Annotated in this window: 12 protein-coding genes; 6 read left to right on the top strand and 6 right to left on the bottom strand. The window is 61.2% G+C overall.

The window, feature by feature from the left end:
- Nucleotides 1-7: 7 nt before the first annotated feature.
- The 6 genes from CAF80_RS10350 to CAF80_RS10325 are packed head-to-tail and all read left to right on the top strand — an operon-like array spanning nucleotide 8 to nucleotide 7,107.
- Nucleotides 8-1,450 (top strand): mannose-1-phosphate guanylyltransferase/mannose-6-phosphate isomerase, encoded by a 1,443-nt coding sequence (locus tag CAF80_RS10350; RefSeq protein ID WP_085667312.1) that lies wholly within the window; start codon nucleotides 8-10, stop codon nucleotides 1,448-1,450.
- On the top strand, nucleotides 1,451-2,248 hold the full coding sequence (locus CAF80_RS10345; protein WP_085612464.1) for an ABC transporter permease: 798 nt from the start codon (nucleotides 1,451-1,453) through the stop codon (nucleotides 2,246-2,248).
- Nucleotides 2,248-3,498, top strand: coding sequence for an ABC transporter ATP-binding protein (locus CAF80_RS10340; RefSeq protein WP_085667311.1), 1,251 nt, complete (start codon nucleotides 2,248-2,250; stop codon nucleotides 3,496-3,498). Before CAF80_RS10345 ends, CAF80_RS10340 begins: the two co-directional genes overlap by 1 nt.
- Nucleotides 3,495-4,862: a glycosyltransferase family 1 protein gene (locus CAF80_RS10335; protein WP_085667310.1), complete on the top strand. Its 1,368-nt coding sequence runs from the start codon at nucleotides 3,495-3,497 to the stop codon at nucleotides 4,860-4,862. Before CAF80_RS10340 ends, CAF80_RS10335 begins: the two co-directional genes overlap by 4 nt.
- Nucleotides 4,846-5,976: a glycosyltransferase family 1 protein gene (locus tag CAF80_RS10330; protein ID WP_085667309.1), complete on the top strand. Its 1,131-nt coding sequence runs from the start codon at nucleotides 4,846-4,848 to the stop codon at nucleotides 5,974-5,976. The genes CAF80_RS10335 and CAF80_RS10330 overlap by 17 nt, the downstream gene beginning before the upstream one ends.
- Nucleotides 5,977-7,107, top strand: coding sequence for a glycosyltransferase family 4 protein (locus CAF80_RS10325; protein WP_085667308.1), 1,131 nt, complete (start codon nucleotides 5,977-5,979; stop codon nucleotides 7,105-7,107).
- 4 nt (nucleotides 7,108-7,111) lie between these two features.
- Here the strand turns inward: CAF80_RS10325 and CAF80_RS10320 are convergent, their stop codons facing one another.
- The 6 genes from CAF80_RS10320 to CAF80_RS10295 form a co-directional block, all read right to left on the bottom strand.
- A complete protein-coding gene (locus tag CAF80_RS10320; protein ID WP_085667307.1) occupies nucleotides 7,112-9,142 on the bottom strand; it encodes a pyridoxamine 5'-phosphate oxidase family protein in 2,031 nt (676 codons plus the stop codon).
- A 38-nt stretch (nucleotides 9,143-9,180) separates the two neighbouring features.
- Nucleotides 9,181-9,807, bottom strand: coding sequence for a glutathione S-transferase family protein (locus tag CAF80_RS10315; RefSeq protein ID WP_085612468.1), 627 nt, complete (start codon nucleotides 9,805-9,807; stop codon nucleotides 9,181-9,183).
- A gap of 104 nt (nucleotides 9,808-9,911) precedes the next feature.
- The gene (locus CAF80_RS10310) at nucleotides 9,912-10,838 is read right to left on the bottom strand and encodes a LysR family transcriptional regulator (protein ID WP_085667306.1); all 927 of its coding nucleotides are present in this window, start codon (nucleotides 10,836-10,838) and stop codon (nucleotides 9,912-9,914) included.
- Nucleotides 10,839-10,848: 10 nt separating this feature from the next.
- Nucleotides 10,849-12,048, bottom strand: coding sequence for a Fic family protein (locus CAF80_RS10305; RefSeq protein WP_239065528.1), 1,200 nt, complete (start codon nucleotides 12,046-12,048; stop codon nucleotides 10,849-10,851).
- Nucleotides 12,049-12,246: 198 nt separating this feature from the next.
- Nucleotides 12,247-14,079 carry a glutamine--fructose-6-phosphate transaminase (isomerizing) gene (gene glmS / locus CAF80_RS10300; RefSeq protein ID WP_039764991.1) on the bottom strand — a complete coding sequence of 611 codons (1,833 nt, stop codon included), beginning with the start codon at nucleotides 14,077-14,079 and terminating at the stop codon, nucleotides 12,247-12,249.
- A 2-nt stretch (nucleotides 14,080-14,081) separates the two neighbouring features.
- Entirely contained in the window at nucleotides 14,082-14,858 is a 777-nt protein-coding gene (locus CAF80_RS10295; RefSeq protein ID WP_039764989.1) for a DeoR/GlpR family DNA-binding transcription regulator, read from the bottom strand.
- Between the last annotated feature and the right edge of the window lie 50 nt (nucleotides 14,859-14,908).

Raw genomic sequence — 14,908 nt, 5'->3', positions numbered from 1 at the left:
GCAGGCCATGCTGATCCCCGTGATTCTGTCCGGCGGTGCCGGCACCCGTTTGTGGCCGGTGTCCCGCGAGGGCCATCCGAAGCCGTTCATGACCCTGCCCGACGGCCAGTCGCTGCTGGGCAAGACCTACCGGCGCGCCGCCGCGCTGCTGGACGGTTGGGGCGACATTGTCACGGTGACCAACCGCGAGTACTACTTCCAGAGCAAGGATCACTATCAGGCCGCGCGCCTGTCCCGGCATCGCGGGCACTTCCTGCTCGAGCCCACCGGACGCAACACCGCACCGGCCATTGCGGCGGCGGCACTGTCGCTGCAAGCCCTGCACGGCGATGCGGCAATCATGGTGGTGATGCCCGCCGACCATTTGATCGTCAATGAAGAGGCGCTCAAAAGCGCGGTCGAGCACGCGATCAATCTGGCGAAGGACGGTTATCTGGTGACCTTCGGCGTGGTACCGACCGCCCCGGAAACCGGCTTCGGCTACATCGAGACCGGCGCCCCGCTGAATGACCGGGGCGCGGCCAAGGTCCAGCGATTCGTGGAAAAACCCGACCTGCAGACCGCCACCCATTATCTGGAGAGCGGCAACTTCCTGTGGAATTCGGGGATGTTCTGTTTCTCCACCGCAACGGTGATCGCCGAGCTGGCGCTGCACGCCCCCGAGCTGCTGGAACAGGCCCGCGCCTGCATGGCCGCCAGCGAACCGGTGGAAACCGCCGGTTGCCTGCAACAGGAACTGTCGCCCCAGCTGTTCGCCGAGATCACCGACATCTCCATCGACTACGCACTGATGGAGCGCTCGGAAAAGGTTGTGGTGGTGCCGGCGGGTTTCGACTGGAGCGACATCGGATCATGGGGTGCAGTGGCCGCGCTGGTGCCGGCGGACGCGGATAACAACCGCGCCAGCGGCGAAGCGATCTTCATCGACAGCCGCAACAACTTCGTTCAAAGCGATGGCCGGCTGGTGGCTGCCGTCGGTGTGGAAGACCTGATAATCATCGACACCGCCGACGCCGTGCTGGTAGCCCACGCCGACCGTGCACAGGATGTGCGACGCGTGGCCAAACAGCTCAAGGACAAATCCCACGAAGCCTATCGCCTGCATCGTACGGTCAGCCGTCCGTGGGGCACTTACACCGTGCTCGAAGAAGGCCCGCGCTTCAAGATCAAGCGCATCGTGGTCAAACCCGGCGGCAAGCTGTCGTTGCAGATGCACCATCACCGCAATGAACACTGGGTGGTGGTCGAAGGCATGGCCAAAGTCACCAACAACGGCAGCGGCACGACCCTGGTGGCGAAGAACGAATCGACGTTCATTGCCGCCGGTCACAAGCACCGTCTGGAAAACCCCGGCGTGATCGACTTGGTGATCATCGAAGTACAAAGCGGTGAATACCTGGGAGAGGACGACATCGTCCGCTTCGAAGACCAATACGGCAGGACGGTGTGAATGCTGCTTTCCCTGTACCGCTCGCTGCACGACTATCGGGGTTTCATCCTCGGTAGCGTCAAGCGGGAGTTTCAAGCGCGGTATCGCAATTCGCTGTTCGGCGCGCTGTGGACGGTACTCAACCCGCTGTCGATGATCATCGTGTACACGGTGATCTTTTCCCACATCATGCGCGCCCGCCTGCCCGGCGTGGACGACGGCATGGCCTACAGCGTCTACCTGTGCGCCGGGCTGCTGACCTGGGGCCTGTTCTCGGAAATCACCCTGCGCAGCCAGAACATGTTTCTGGAAAACGCCAACCTGCTGAAGAAAATCAGCTTCCCGCGCCTCTGCCTGCCGGTGATCGTGCTGCTCAATGCCGGAATCAACTTCGCGATCATCATCGGCCTGTTCCTAGGGTTTCTGTTGATCAGCGGGCGCTGGCCGGGCATGGCGTTGCTGGCACTGGTGCCGCTGCTGGCGCTGCAAGTGCTGTTCTGCGCCGGACTGGGGATGATCCTCGGCGTGCTCAACGTGTTCTTTCGCGATGTCGGGCAATTGTTCGCCATCTGCCTGCAATTCTGGTTCTGGCTGACGCCGATCGTGTATCCGCTGAGCATCCTGCCCGAGTGGGTGCAGCGCCTGTTACAGCTCAATCCGCTGACCAACCTGATCGGCAGCTATCAGAACCTGTTTCTCTACGGTCAGTGGCCGGTGTGGAGTTCGCTGCTGCCGATCTTCGTGATCGGCCTGCTGTTGTGCGCGATCGGCCTGCGCCTGTTTCGTCGGCGGGTCGGCGAAATGGTGGATGAACTCTGATGGGGCACATACGCGTCACAGGCCTGGGCAAAGCCTACAAGCAGTACCCCACCCGCTGGAGTCGCCTGGCCGAATGGCTGATTCCGTTTTCGCCGATGCGCCATCGCCAGCACTGGGTGCTGCAGGACGTGAATTTTGAAATCGCTCCCGGTGAAGCGGTGGGGATTGTCGGGGTCAACGGCGCCGGCAAAAGCACCCTGTTGAAAATGATCACCGGAACCACTCAACCGACCTGCGGCCAGATTCAGCTTGTGGGCCGGGTCGCGGCGCTGCTGGAACTGGGCATGGGGTTTCACCCGGACTTCACCGGCCGACAGAACGCAATCATGGCCGGGCAACTGCTGGGCATGCAGGTCGAAGACATCGAAGCCCTGATGCCGGACATCGAACGCTTCGCGGAAATCGGCGAGGCCATCGATCACCCGGTGCGCACCTACTCCAGCGGCATGCAGATGCGCCTGGCCTTCAGCGTCGCCACCGCGCGCCGCCCGGATATTTTGATCGTCGACGAAGCGCTTTCGGTGGGCGATGCCTACTTCCAACACAAGAGCTTCGACCGCATCCGCAGCTTCCGCAAGGCCGGCACCACGCTGTTGATCGTGTCCCACGACCGCTCCGCGATCCAGTCGATCTGCGACTCGGCGATCCTGCTCGAAGGCGGCCACATGGTGATGCACGACAAACCCGAAGCGGTCATGGATTACTACAACGCCCTGCTCGCCGAACGCGAAGGCCAGACCGTGCGCCAGGAACTGCTCGACGGCGGCCAGGTACGCACTGTGTCGGGCACCGGCGAGGCCGGGATCCTCAGCGTGCGCCTGCTCGATGAACGCGGACGCTCCATCGACGCCGCCGAAGTCGGTCAGCCGGTGACACTGGAAGTCGAGGTGGAGATTCGCCAGGACATCGAGCGGCTGGTGCTCGGCTTCATGATCAAGGATCGCCTGGGCCAGGCCATGTACGGCATCAACACCCACCGTCAGAACCAGGCGCTGGAAGACCTGAGTGCGGGTGAACGCATCATCTATCGCTTCGCCTTCGTCATGGGCCTGGGCAAGGGCAATTACTCCGTGGCCCTGAGCCTGTCGCGACTGGACTCGCACCTGGACCGCAACTTCGAATGGCGTGACTACGGTCTGGTGTTCCACGTGATCAACAACCGCCAGGATGATTTCGTCGGCTGTTCATGGCTGGGCGCCAGCACCTCGATCACCCGCCACGCGGACAGCCTCGCGGAGCGCGCGCCATGACCCGCCTGCTGGTTGAATGCACCCACGTGTTCAAACACCCGAAGGTCAATTCGGGGATTCAGCGGGTGGTGCGCAACGTCATCAAACAGCTGCCGCCGAGCGCCGAAGGGATCGAATGCGTGCCGGTGGTTCTGCTCAAGGGCCAGTTGTACCGAGTGAAGCGTCTGGCGCCGCTGGATTCGCCGCTGTTCAATGCCATCGTCACGTTTGGCGAACGTCTTGAACGGCTGGCTCATCGTTTCTGGCAGCTGCATCAACGGCTGGACACTCGTTGCCGCACAAAACTGGCACGACGCGTGTTGTACGTCGGCTATCGCCTGACCTCGTTCGGTGCATTCGGGCTACCGCTGCGGCTGGTCGGGCTAGTCAATCGCTATCAAATGCCCCAACGCTGCGAGCCGCTGCAACACCAGCCGGGCGATCAACTGGTGCTGCTGGATTCGTCCTGGCATTCCGACTTTTTCCTGCATGCCGAGCGCCTCAAACAGGAAGGTCTGGGCATCGTTGCGGTGATCTACGACCTGATTCCCTTGTCCCACCCGCAGTTCTACGACACGCGGCTGGTCGAGGTGTACAGCGAGTGGTTCGACTGGATCGCCCGCAACGCCGACGGCTTCATGGCCATTTCCGCCACCGTGCGTGATCAGTTGCGTGCAGAAATGCAGCGTCGCCTCGGGTCGGCACAAGTCGGCAAACGCTGGTTCGACTACTTTCACCTCGGTTCGGAGCTGGATCTGCAGAGCGTCGAAGCCGCCGTCGAACCACGTTTGCAACAGCTGTTCGCAACACCGGAGCCGGTGTTCCTGATGGTCAGCACCATCGAGCCGCGCAAGAACCACGACTATCTGCTGGATGCCTTCGACCATGCCTGGGCGAACGGCTCGAAAGCCCGGTTGTGCATTGCCGGGCGCATTGGCTGGAAGTGCGACGCGCTGCTGGCCCGGATCCGCCATCATCCCGAGCTGAACCGACGCCTGTTCATGTTCAACGACTTGAGCGACACCAGCCTCGAACATGCCTACGCCCATGCCAGCGCGCTGGTGTTTCCCTCGTTCGTCGAAGGTTTCGGCCTGCCGCTGGTGGAAGCCATGCAGCGCGGGCTGCCGGCGATGGGCAGCGACATCCCGGTGTTTCGCGAGATCGGCGGTGAGTTCATGGCCTATTTCGACCTGCAGTCGCCGCAAAGCCTCGCCGATCTGGTGCAGAGCTTTGAGCGCAGCGGCCGATTCCCCGCCGCCCGCGATGTCAGCGACTGGCATTGGATCGGCTGGCGGGAAGCCAGCGCGCAACTGGCCGAGCGTACCGCGCGCCATGTGCTGGAGGCACCTCAGGTGTCAGCGAGGCAACATGCGCATAGCCCTTAACGCCCGCATCCTCCAGGCACCGCGCACCGGCATCGGCCATTACGTGGCCGAACTGGTGAATGCCTTGCACACTGAAACCGATATCGAGGTGGCGCTGTTCCATGGCTGGGGCTGGAGTGCGCAACTGCCGGAAGCGGCGATGCCCGGTTATTCGCGCCTGACGCCGCTGCTGCGGCAGATCCCCGGGGCCTATCAGGCGCGCCGCTGGCTTGAACAGAAACGCTTCGATCAGGGCCCGGCGCAACCGGTCGATCTGTACCACGAACCGAGTCTGTGGCCGCTGGCCTTCGATGGCCCGACCGTGATTACCCTGCACGATCTCACGCACCTGCATTTCCCCGAGACCCAGCCACCGGCGCGGCTGCGGGAAATCGAGCGCCGGCTCGCCGAAGGCGTACGCCAGGCGCGGATCATTCTGACCGACTCGCAAGCCATCGCTGACGAGGCCCGGGAGTATTTCGGACTGCCTGCCGAGCGCTTCGTGGTCGCGCCGCTGGGTGTCGCCGAGCGTTTCAGGCCGCGCGATCCACAAGCCATCGATGCGGTGCTCAAGGCCCATGCGGTCGAGTACCGGGAGTACTTCCTCTGCGTCGGCACCCTGGAGCCGCGCAAGAACCTGAATCTGGCCCTGCGCGCCCACGCGCTGTTGCCAGATCGGGTGCGCCAGCGTTTCCCGCTGTTGATCGTCGGCATGGCCGGCTGGCAGCGCGACCAGTTCAGTGATGAATTGCGACAGGCACTGGCTAGCGGGCACGTGTGCCTGCTCGGCTACCTGCCCGATGAGCAAGTCGCGCAATTGCTGGCCGGCGCCCGGGCGCTGATTTTTCCGTCGCTGTATGAAGGTTTCGGCCTGCCGGTGCTGGAAGCGATGGCCAGCGGCACGCCAGTGGTACTCACCCGCTCTTCGGCCATGCCGGAAGTGGCGGGCGACGCCGGCAACTATATTGAAGCTGACGATGCAGACGGCTTGCGTGATGCGATGAGCCGACTGATCGATGATCAAGCGCACTGGCAGGCATGCCGGGAAGCCGGATTGCAGCAGGCACGGCTTTTTTCCTGGAAGCGTTGCGCGCAGGCCACGGCCGGCGCCTACCACCAGGCCATGGGAGGTTGAATGCGAGTTCTCCATTTCTTCAAGACGTACCTGCCTGACTCGGTCGGCGGTATCGAGCAAGTCATCTTTCAACTCTGCGAGAGTGGCGCCCAGCACGGCATCGAAGGCCAGGTGCTGACGCTCAGCGCCAATCCAGAGCCTGCGGTGGTGCGTCTCGGCCAGCACGAAGTGCATCGGGCCAAACTGGATATCCAGTTCGCCTCCACGGGTTTTTCCTGGAGCGTGTTCAAGCAGTTTCGCGAACTGGCCGCCGAAGCCGACGTAATCAACTACCACTTCCCGTGGCCGTTCATGGATCTGGTGCATTTCGCCAGCGGCGTGAACAAACCGACGGTGGTGACCTATCACTCGGACATCATTCGCCAGAAGCACCTGCTCAAACTCTATCGCCCGCTGATGAACCGCTTCCTCGCCAGCGCCGACCGGATTGTCGCGGCTTCGCCGAACTATCTGCACACCAGCGATGTGTTGCAGCAATTCCAGGACAAGACTCGCGTGATCCCCTACGGCTTGAACAAGGCCGGTTATCCACAGCCCGACATCGAGCGCATGAATCGCTGGCGCCAGCAGCTTGGGGACAAGTTTTTCCTGTTCGTCGGGGTGATGCGCTATTACAAAGGCCTGCACATCCTGCTCGAAGCCTTGAAAGACGTGGACTATCCGGTGGTGATCGTCGGCGCCGGCCCGCTGGAGCAGGAACTGCACGCCCAGGCCGCGGCCCTGGGTCTGCGCAACATTCATTTCCTCGGGCGGCTGAGCGATGAAGATAAGGTCGCCCTGCTGCAACTGAGCTACGCCATCGTGTTCCCGTCGCACCTGCGCTCGGAAGCGTTCGGCATTTCGCTACTCGAAGGCGCGATGTACGGCAAACCGATGATCTCCAGCGAGATCGGCACCGGCACCAGCTACATCAACATCCATAACGAAACCGGACTGGTGGTGCCACCGAGTCATCCACAGGCGTTTCGTGAAGCCATGCGGACCCTGTGGGAAAACCCGGCCCGCGCTGCCGAAATGGGCCTCAAGGCTGAGGCCCGCTATCGGCAGTTATTCACAGCCGATGAAATGGGCCGCAAATGGACCGAGCTGTATCAGGAGCTGCTGGAAGAAAAGGCGTTGTCCTACGCCTGATCCGTTACAGATCCAGAACCAGCGCCTGGTCACTCTGCGCCGGCACCGCGCAGCAAATCAGCACCTGCCCCTCCTCCGGCACTTCTGCCGGAGGCTGTGGATAATTCACCGCGCCACTGATCAGCCGCGTCCTGCAGGTGCCGCACGAACCCCCGCGACAACTGAATTCCGGACGCAAGCCGCGACTTTCCGCCAGCTCCAGCAGACTGCCGCCATCGGGCTGCCAGCGCGCTTCCTTGGCTGAACGTTCGAACACCACCGGCACCGACGTGGTCGCAGCCGGCGGTTGTTCCATCACGATCGCGTCCGGATCGGCTTGGCGCTTGAGGGTCGAAGGGCCGAAGGTTTCGGCATGGATCTTCCCGTCCCGCACATCCAGTTCGCGCAAGATGTCATAAATACCCTGGGTAAAACCGCCGGGGCCGCAGAGCACGAAGTCGACCTGATCGAAGTCCTCGTCGGTCAGCAGATTGCGCAACAGATCGCCATCGATACGGCCACGCAGGTCGAAGTCTTTTCCTTCGACCAGATCGTCTTCCGGCTGGCTGAGCACTCGCAACACCTTCACGGCGTCACCGGCATCCTCCAGCAAACGATCCACCTCTGCGCGGAACGGCTGGTCGGCGAGGCTGCGGGAACTCTGAACAAACAGGGTCGGACGAATCCGCCGCGTCCGCAGGCCCTGATAGACCACCTCACGCAGCATCGACAGCAACGGCGTAATGCCGACTCCGGCCGCCAACAACACCAGTGGACGGCGCTCCAGCGCCTCGACCGTGAAATGCCCTTGAGGCAAGCGCGCCTCCAGCACATCGCCTACGCGAATCTGCTCATGCAGGTGCGTCGACACCCGTCCTTCGCGCTTGACGCTGATCCGGAAAAAATCGTCCGACGGCGCGCCGGACAGGCTGTAGGTACGGATGTGCACCTCGCCATCGAGGGTGAACCGCAGCGGCAGATGCTGACCGGCGAGAAACACCGGCAGTCCTGCGCCATCGTCCGGCTCCAGATAGATCGAGCGGATGTGACGGCTTTCCATTTCGACTTTTGCCACGCGCAATGGCCGCCAGCTGTCCCCCAATGCCTTGGCCTGCAACCGTGCATCGGCCTGGGCCCAGTTACCGGTCAGCAGGCTGGTGGGTGACATGCCGTCGAAGCGCCAGCGAAGAGCCAGCGCTGCCGGACGCCGAACCAGTTTCTCCACCTCAAACGTCCACAGGCGTTCGGCGCCCTGGAAGGCCTCGATCTGCGGCGCCTCGAGAATGATCTCGGTGCGACCGCTGAGCTGCAACACATCACCTGTGGAAAAGTCGATGAACAGCAAGCCGGCCAAGGGATTGAGCAGCAGATTGCCCAGCGTGTTGAAGTGCAGGTTGCCGGCAAAATCAGGGATCGTCAGGCGATTACCCTCGATCCGCACAAAACCGGGCTGACCGCCGCGGTGGGAAACATCCACCGAACGCTCGCCGTCGACATCAACGTAACTGGCGACAAAGAAAGTGTCGGCGCTTTCGATCAGCGCAATGGCGGCGTCATCGAGGCTGTCACGGTGTTCGGCTTTGCGGGTCTGCGGATCGGTCAGCGGCACCCGCTGAAACTGACGCAATTGAATGTATTGCGGGCAGTTGCCGAACGATTGATCCACCGTCAGACCGAACCCGTTCGCGTCAAGATTATCGATGTGGCCATTGAGCCGATTGCGCCGGCGGGTGTGCAGTTCGATACCAAGCAGACCAATGGCGGCGCCGGCTTGTAACTGCGCCGGGTCATCGGCAGCCGGCAGACTGGCGAACTGCAGTTGCGTCGGCTCGGGAGAGTGAGCAAAGCCCGGCTCCCCCTCCAGCACACTGGCCCAGGGTCGACCTTCGGCATCCACCGCGCCGTACAGCATGAAAGGCAATTGCTCATAGAACTGGCGGTGTTGATCCGGCATCCAGGTGCGAATCACCTTACGCCCGAATTCCGCCATGCGCTCGGCAACGCCGACATGGGCCTGTAACTGTTGCTCGCCAGCGTGCCACGGTGAACGTTCCATCACGGTCTCTCCCCTGCGCCGTCGGCGCAGATTGAATGTCAGACGGTGGTTTGCAGGCCGGCAACGGTGCGCGGCATGCCGACAAAACCGGGCAGCGCCTCGATGCGCGAAAGCCAGGCGCGAACGTTAGCGTAGTCGTCCAGCGACACATTGCCTTCCGGTGCGTGGGCAATGTAGCTGTAGGCCGCCACGTCAGCGATGGTCGGCTCAGTACCCGCCAAATACGGGGTTTTGCCCAGTTCCAGGTCCATCACCTTCAGAAAGTTGTGCGCACGGGTGATGACTTCCTCGGCGTTGAACTTCGCCCCGAACACCGTGATCAGGCGGGCGGCCGCAGGGCCGAAAGCAATCGGCCCGGCGGCAGCGGACAACCAGCGCTGCACATGCGCGGCGCCGACCGGATCGCTCGGCAGCCAGCGGCCGTTGCCGTATTTCTGTGCCAGGTAGACGAGAATCGCGTTGGAGTCGGCCAGTACCACGCCATTGTCATCAATGGCCGGAACCTGACCAAAGCTGTTGATAGCCAGGTATGGCGCCTGTTTATGTTCGCCCTTGGCCAGATCGACGAAGATCAGTTCGGTCGGCAGTTGCAACAGTGACAACATCAGTTCGACGCGATGGGCGTGGCCGGAACGCGGGAAGTTGTAGAGTTTGATCGCTTGCATGGTCGACTCCGCTGGATGATGGCGCCGTTCAGGGTGGACGGCGGCCGTGGGAGCCATCTTCCACCTATCGTGAGAACAACAGAATCACCAGCAAACGCAATCCATTATTTCTCTGGATGAAATAACGCGGCGTTTTTCAGCGCCGGATGCTCACGCAATGCGTTCACCATGAAATCGACAAAACTGCGCACCCGCGCCGGCGCCTTGCGTCCGCCCTGATACACCACATGGATCGGCAACGCAGGCAGTTCGAACTCGGCGAGGACGATTTCCAGTTCGCCGGAGGCGACCTTGCTGGCCACCTGATAAGACAGCACCCGGGTCAGTCCCAGGCCCAGCGACGCCGCCGTGATTGCAGCCTGATTGGCCGTGACCACCAGACGCGGTTCCGGTTTTACCCCGATGAGTTCACCGTGTTCCATAAATGGCCAGCTACGCTGCTGGCCGATGGCCGAAGTCGCCACCACCGGCGCCCCGGCCAATGCCTGTGGATGGGCAGGCCGACCATGGACCGCGAAGTATTCCGGCGAGCCGCAAATCACCCGTCGTACCTCACCTACACGGATCGCATGCTGATTGCTGTCCGGCAACTCACCGATGCGCACCGCGACGTCGATGCCCTCCTCGACCATGCTTACTACCCGGTCGAGCAACAGGGCGTTGATGGAAACGTCCGGGTATTGCGTCAGATAACGCGCCATCACCGGCGTGACAAACAGCTCGCCGAATAAAACAGGCGCCGTCACCGTCAACTGCCCACGGGGCTGGGTATGACTGCCGGCAGCGGAGTCCTCCGCTTCCTGCATCTCGGCGAGAATCCTCCGACAGTCTTCCAGGAAACGCAGACCGGCTTCGCTCAAATGCACGCTGCGGGTGGTACGGATCAACAACTGCGTGCCGATCCGCTGCTCCAGCGCCGCCACCGCCCGGGTCACGCTCGCCGCCGACAGACCCAGACGCCGCGCCGCAGCGGAAAAACCCTGTTCCTGGGCGACGATGGCGAAAACCTGCATTTCCTGGAAGCGATCCACTTTTCAACTCCTAAACCGCGGCGTTCATCCGCTGATGCAAGTCAGGGAATAACAGTTGAGCAAACCAGATCGGCAAACCCGGATAGAGATCACGTGCCTTGGGTGTCGCACTCTGAACCAGACCCAGTTGTACGAGACTTCTCAATTGATCCGTTGCCACCCGATCGGACAATCCCGTGAAGATTTTGAAATCCGCGCGGCTCAACGTGCCCTGCGTCAGCAGAACATGCAAAGCACGGGCTGTTTCCAGCTTGATTCCCTCTCGCTTGATCCGCTCGTCCCAAGCAAAAATGGTATGCAACCTTTCGCGCATATTGGAGATGTTCAACGCCTGCTCTGTATAACGCATCTGGTCGAGACAGGTTTCCAGCATGAAACCGACAAATTCGAACAAACCGGCCTGCGTCAGTTGACCACGACCATCCAGATCCCCACGACGCGGCTTGTCGGCGTTGGCCAGCCGGGCGTAATAGGACGCCTGCTGTCGAGCAAGCCCGCGGGATAAGGACCAGAGCGGCGAAACCAGCCCAAGTTTCTGCAACTGGAGATGCGTCACCAGCCTGACTGTTCGTCCATTTCCGTCAACGAAAGGATGCACCCAGGCCAATCGATGGTGATAAGCCATGACGGCAAGCAGTCGACTCCGAGCGTCCGGCAAACGACCGTATACCTGCTGCATCCGGTTAAGCATGGGCGATACAGATTGGCAGGAGGGGGCCGCGTGATTGCCGACAAGCACTTCCTGACTCGCCACATCCCGCAGTTGACCAGGCACCAGTTGACTCCCGTCACTCAGGCTCAGTTGCTCGTCGCAAGCACCGAGAAAAAGACGCTTGTGCAGGCGCGTAACGAATGCCGGACTGAACAGGGTTTCCCATGACAGGTCCTTATGCATAGTCAGTGCTCGTTCAAATGCCTGCTGTGTGCCGATGTGCGTCATAGCCAGCTCTGTGAGCTCTTTGCGGTGACGTTTTGGAGCTGTCGGGGCAAGCGTCACTGGCTCCGTGAACTGGCCTTCTATCAGGTTGCTGTAAAAACTGCTGGTGACACGCAGTAGGCCGCCGACGCGTTGCAGCATGGGGGGAGAAACCATGGCGCTGAGTTTTCCCGCCTGAAAGGGCACTTGCTCGGCCAGTTGCAATATTTCGCTGGGAAATACAGGCATGAGCGGCTCGAGCCAATGGTTTCCCAAGACAGATTCAGCACTCATCAAACCTCCAGAATCGCGGATTTTTTTGCGAATTCAAGATTACGCTCAAAGCCTTTAATTACCTAGCCTTGAGTAATGTAGGAGATTTCATTAATGGGTGTAGTTAGCGGATTTTTTTGCGGATTTTCTGTAGGAATTGCTGCGGTGTATCTGTGTTCTGCACAAGAGCGCGAATAATTCGCGCTCTTGTGCAGCCCATCACTCCACCGTCACCGACTTCGCCAGGTTACGCGGCTGATCCACGTCCGTGCCCTTGAGCACCGCAACGTAGTACGACAGTAGTTGCAGCGGAATGGTGTAGAGGATCGGCGACAGGATGTCGTGGATGTGCGGCATCTGCACTACGTGGGTGCCTTCGCCGTTGGTCATCCCAGCCTTTTCGTCGGCGAACACGATCAGTTCGCCACCGCGGGCGCGGACTTCCTGCAGGTTGGACTTCAGCTTCTCCAGCAGTTCGTTGTTCGGCGCGACGGTCACCACCGGCATGTCGTTATCCACAAGCGCCAGCGGGCCGTGTTTCAGCTCGCCAGCTGGATAGGCTTCGGCGTGGATGTACGAGATTTCCTTGAGCTTCAAGGCCCCTTCCATCGCCACCGGAAATTGCGCGCCACGGCCCAGGAACAGCGTGTGGTTTTTCTCGGCGAACAGCTCTGCGATTTTTTCCACCGTGCTGTCCATCGCCAGCGCTTCGCCCAGACGAGTTGGCAGACGACGCAGTTCTTCGACCAGCGTGGCTTCAACGCCTTTGCCCAATGTACCGCGCACCTGGCCCAGAGACAGGGTCAGCAGCAGCAGACCGACCAGTTGCGTAGTGAAGGCCTTGGTCGAGGCCACGCCGATTTCACGACCAGCCTGGGTCAGCAGGGTCAGGTCGGATTCGCGCACCAGCGAACTGATGCCGACGTTGCAGATCGCCAGACTGGCGAGGAAGCCCAGTTCCTTGGCGTTGCGCAGGGCGGCCAGGGTGTCGGCGGTTTCGCCGGACTGGGAGATGGTGACGAACAGGGTGTCCGGCTGCACCACCACCTTGCGGTAGCGGAACTCACTGGCGACCTCGACCTGGCACGGAATCCCGGCCAGCTCTTCGAGCCAGTAACGGGCAACCATGCCCGCGTGATAGCTGGTACCACACGCCACGATCTGTACGTTGCGCACTTTGGCGAACAGTTCAGCAGCTTGTGGACCGAAAGCCTGCACCAGCACCTGATTCGCACTCAATCGGCCTTCCAGGGTGCGCTGCACCACGGATGGCTGCTCGTGGATTTCCTTGAGCATGTAGTGACGGAACTCGCCTTTGTCGGCGGCTTCGGCACCGTCGGTGTACTGGACGGTCTGGCGCTCGACGGCTTTGCCGGTCACGTCCCAGATCTGCACCTTGTCCCGCTGGATTTCGGCGATATCGCCCTCTTCCAGGTACATGAAACGGTCGGTGACCTGACGCAGGGCCAGTTGATCGGAAGCGAGGAAGTTTTCGCCCAGGCCCAGACCGATTACCAGCGGGCTGCCGCTGCGAGCAGCAACCAGTCGATCCGGTTGCTTTGCGTGGATAACCGCCAGACCGTAAGCGCCATGCAGCTCCTTGACCGCAGCCTTCAGAGCGTCCGACAGGTCCGGCAAGGTCTTGAGTTTTTCAGTCAGCAGGTGAGCGATGACTTCGGTGTCAGTGTCCGAGGTGAACACGTAGCCCAGTGCCTTCAGCTGTTCACGCAGCGCCTCATGGTTTTCGATGATGCCGTTGTGCACGACAGCGACGTCACCGGAGAAATGCGGGTGAGCATTGCGCTCGCTCGGCGCACCATGGGTGGCCCAGCGGGTGTGGGCAATACCGAGACGGCCAACCAGCGGATGTTCGGCCAGCGCCGCGTCGAGTTCGCTGACTTTGCCGACACGACGAGTGCGTTCCAGAGCGCCGTCATTGGTGTACACCGCAACACCGGCACTGTCATAGCCCCTGTATTCGAGGCGTTTGAGGCCTTCGACCAGAATGGCGGTGATATTACGTTCAGCTACCGCGCCGACAATTCCACACATGCTTATTTCTCCTGACTGACAGTCGCGCAAATCAAGTTGATACCGCGAGCCTGAATCTGATCGCGCGCATCCAGGGGCAGGCGATCATCGGTAATTAGGGTATGGACGCTGCTCCATGGCAGCTCCAGGTTGGGAATCTTGCGGCCGATCTTGTCGGCCTCGACCATCACGATCACTTCCCGCGCCACTTCCGCCATCACCCGGCTGAGGCCGAGCAATTCATTGAAGGTGGTGGTGCCACGCACCAGGTCGATGCCATCGGCACCGATAAACAACTGGTCGAAATCGTAAGAGCGTAGTACCTGCTCGGCGACCTGGCCCTGAAAGGATTCCGAGTGCGGATCCCAGGTGCCACCGGTCATCAGCAGCACAGGCTCGTGCTCGAGTTCACTCAGGGCGTTGGCCACGTGCAGGGAGTTGGTCATGACCACCAGGCCTGGCTGCTGGCCGAGTTCGGGAATCATCGCGGCGGTGGTGCTACCGCTGTCGATGATGATGCGGGCGTGCTCGCGGATGCGTGTGACGGCGGCGCGGGCAATCGCCTGTTTGTATTTGGAAACGTTTTGACTGACGTCCGCCACCAGTTCCTGGGGCATGGTGATCGCGCCACCATAGCGACGCAGCAGCAAGCCATGACTTTCCAGAGCGGCGAGATCCTTGCGAATCGTAACTTCCGAAGTTTCGAAGCGCTTGGCCAGTTCATCCACACTCACTTCGCCCTGCTCATTGAGTAAAGACAGAATGTTGTGACGGCGCTGAGGTGTGTTGCGTTTCGACATGGCTAATTAAGTTTCGATTCGAAAGATAACGGAAGCAATCAAAACCTATC

The sequence above is a fragment of the Pseudomonas sp. B34(2017) genome (genome assembly GCF_002112915.1).
Taxonomy (GTDB): Bacteria; Pseudomonadota; Gammaproteobacteria; order Pseudomonadales; family Pseudomonadaceae; genus Aquipseudomonas; species Aquipseudomonas pharyngis.
This window is presented reverse-complemented; position numbering and strand designations above follow the sequence as displayed.

What these genes read in the sequence shown, in the direction of transcription:
- CAF80_RS10350 (WP_085667312.1), top strand. Translation starts at nt 8, where the DNA reads ATGCTGATCCCCGTGATTCTGTCCGGCGGTGCCGGCACCCGTTTGTGG.
- CAF80_RS10345 (WP_085612464.1), top strand. Translation starts at nt 1,451, where the DNA reads ATGCTGCTTTCCCTGTACCGCTCGCTGCACGACTATCGGGGTTTCATC.
- CAF80_RS10340 (WP_085667311.1), top strand. Translation starts at nt 2,248, where the DNA reads ATGGGGCACATACGCGTCACAGGCCTGGGCAAAGCCTACAAGCAGTAC.
- CAF80_RS10335 (WP_085667310.1), top strand. Translation starts at nt 3,495, where the DNA reads ATGACCCGCCTGCTGGTTGAATGCACCCACGTGTTCAAACACCCGAAG.
- CAF80_RS10330 (WP_085667309.1), top strand. Translation starts at nt 4,846, where the DNA reads ATGCGCATAGCCCTTAACGCCCGCATCCTCCAGGCACCGCGCACCGGC.
- CAF80_RS10325 (WP_085667308.1), top strand. Translation starts at nt 5,977, where the DNA reads ATGCGAGTTCTCCATTTCTTCAAGACGTACCTGCCTGACTCGGTCGGC.
- CAF80_RS10320 (WP_085667307.1), bottom strand. Translation starts at nt 9,142, where the DNA reads ATGGAACGTTCACCGTGGCACGCTGGCGAGCAACAGTTACAGGCCCAT.
- CAF80_RS10315 (WP_085612468.1), bottom strand. Translation starts at nt 9,807, where the DNA reads ATGCAAGCGATCAAACTCTACAACTTCCCGCGTTCCGGCCACGCCCAT.
- CAF80_RS10305 (WP_239065528.1), bottom strand. Translation starts at nt 12,048, where the DNA reads ATGAGTGCTGAATCTGTCTTGGGAAACCATTGGCTCGAGCCGCTCATG.
- glmS (WP_039764991.1), bottom strand. Translation starts at nt 14,079, where the DNA reads ATGTGTGGAATTGTCGGCGCGGTAGCTGAACGTAATATCACCGCCATT.
- CAF80_RS10295 (WP_039764989.1), bottom strand. Translation starts at nt 14,858, where the DNA reads ATGTCGAAACGCAACACACCTCAGCGCCGTCACAACATTCTGTCTTTA.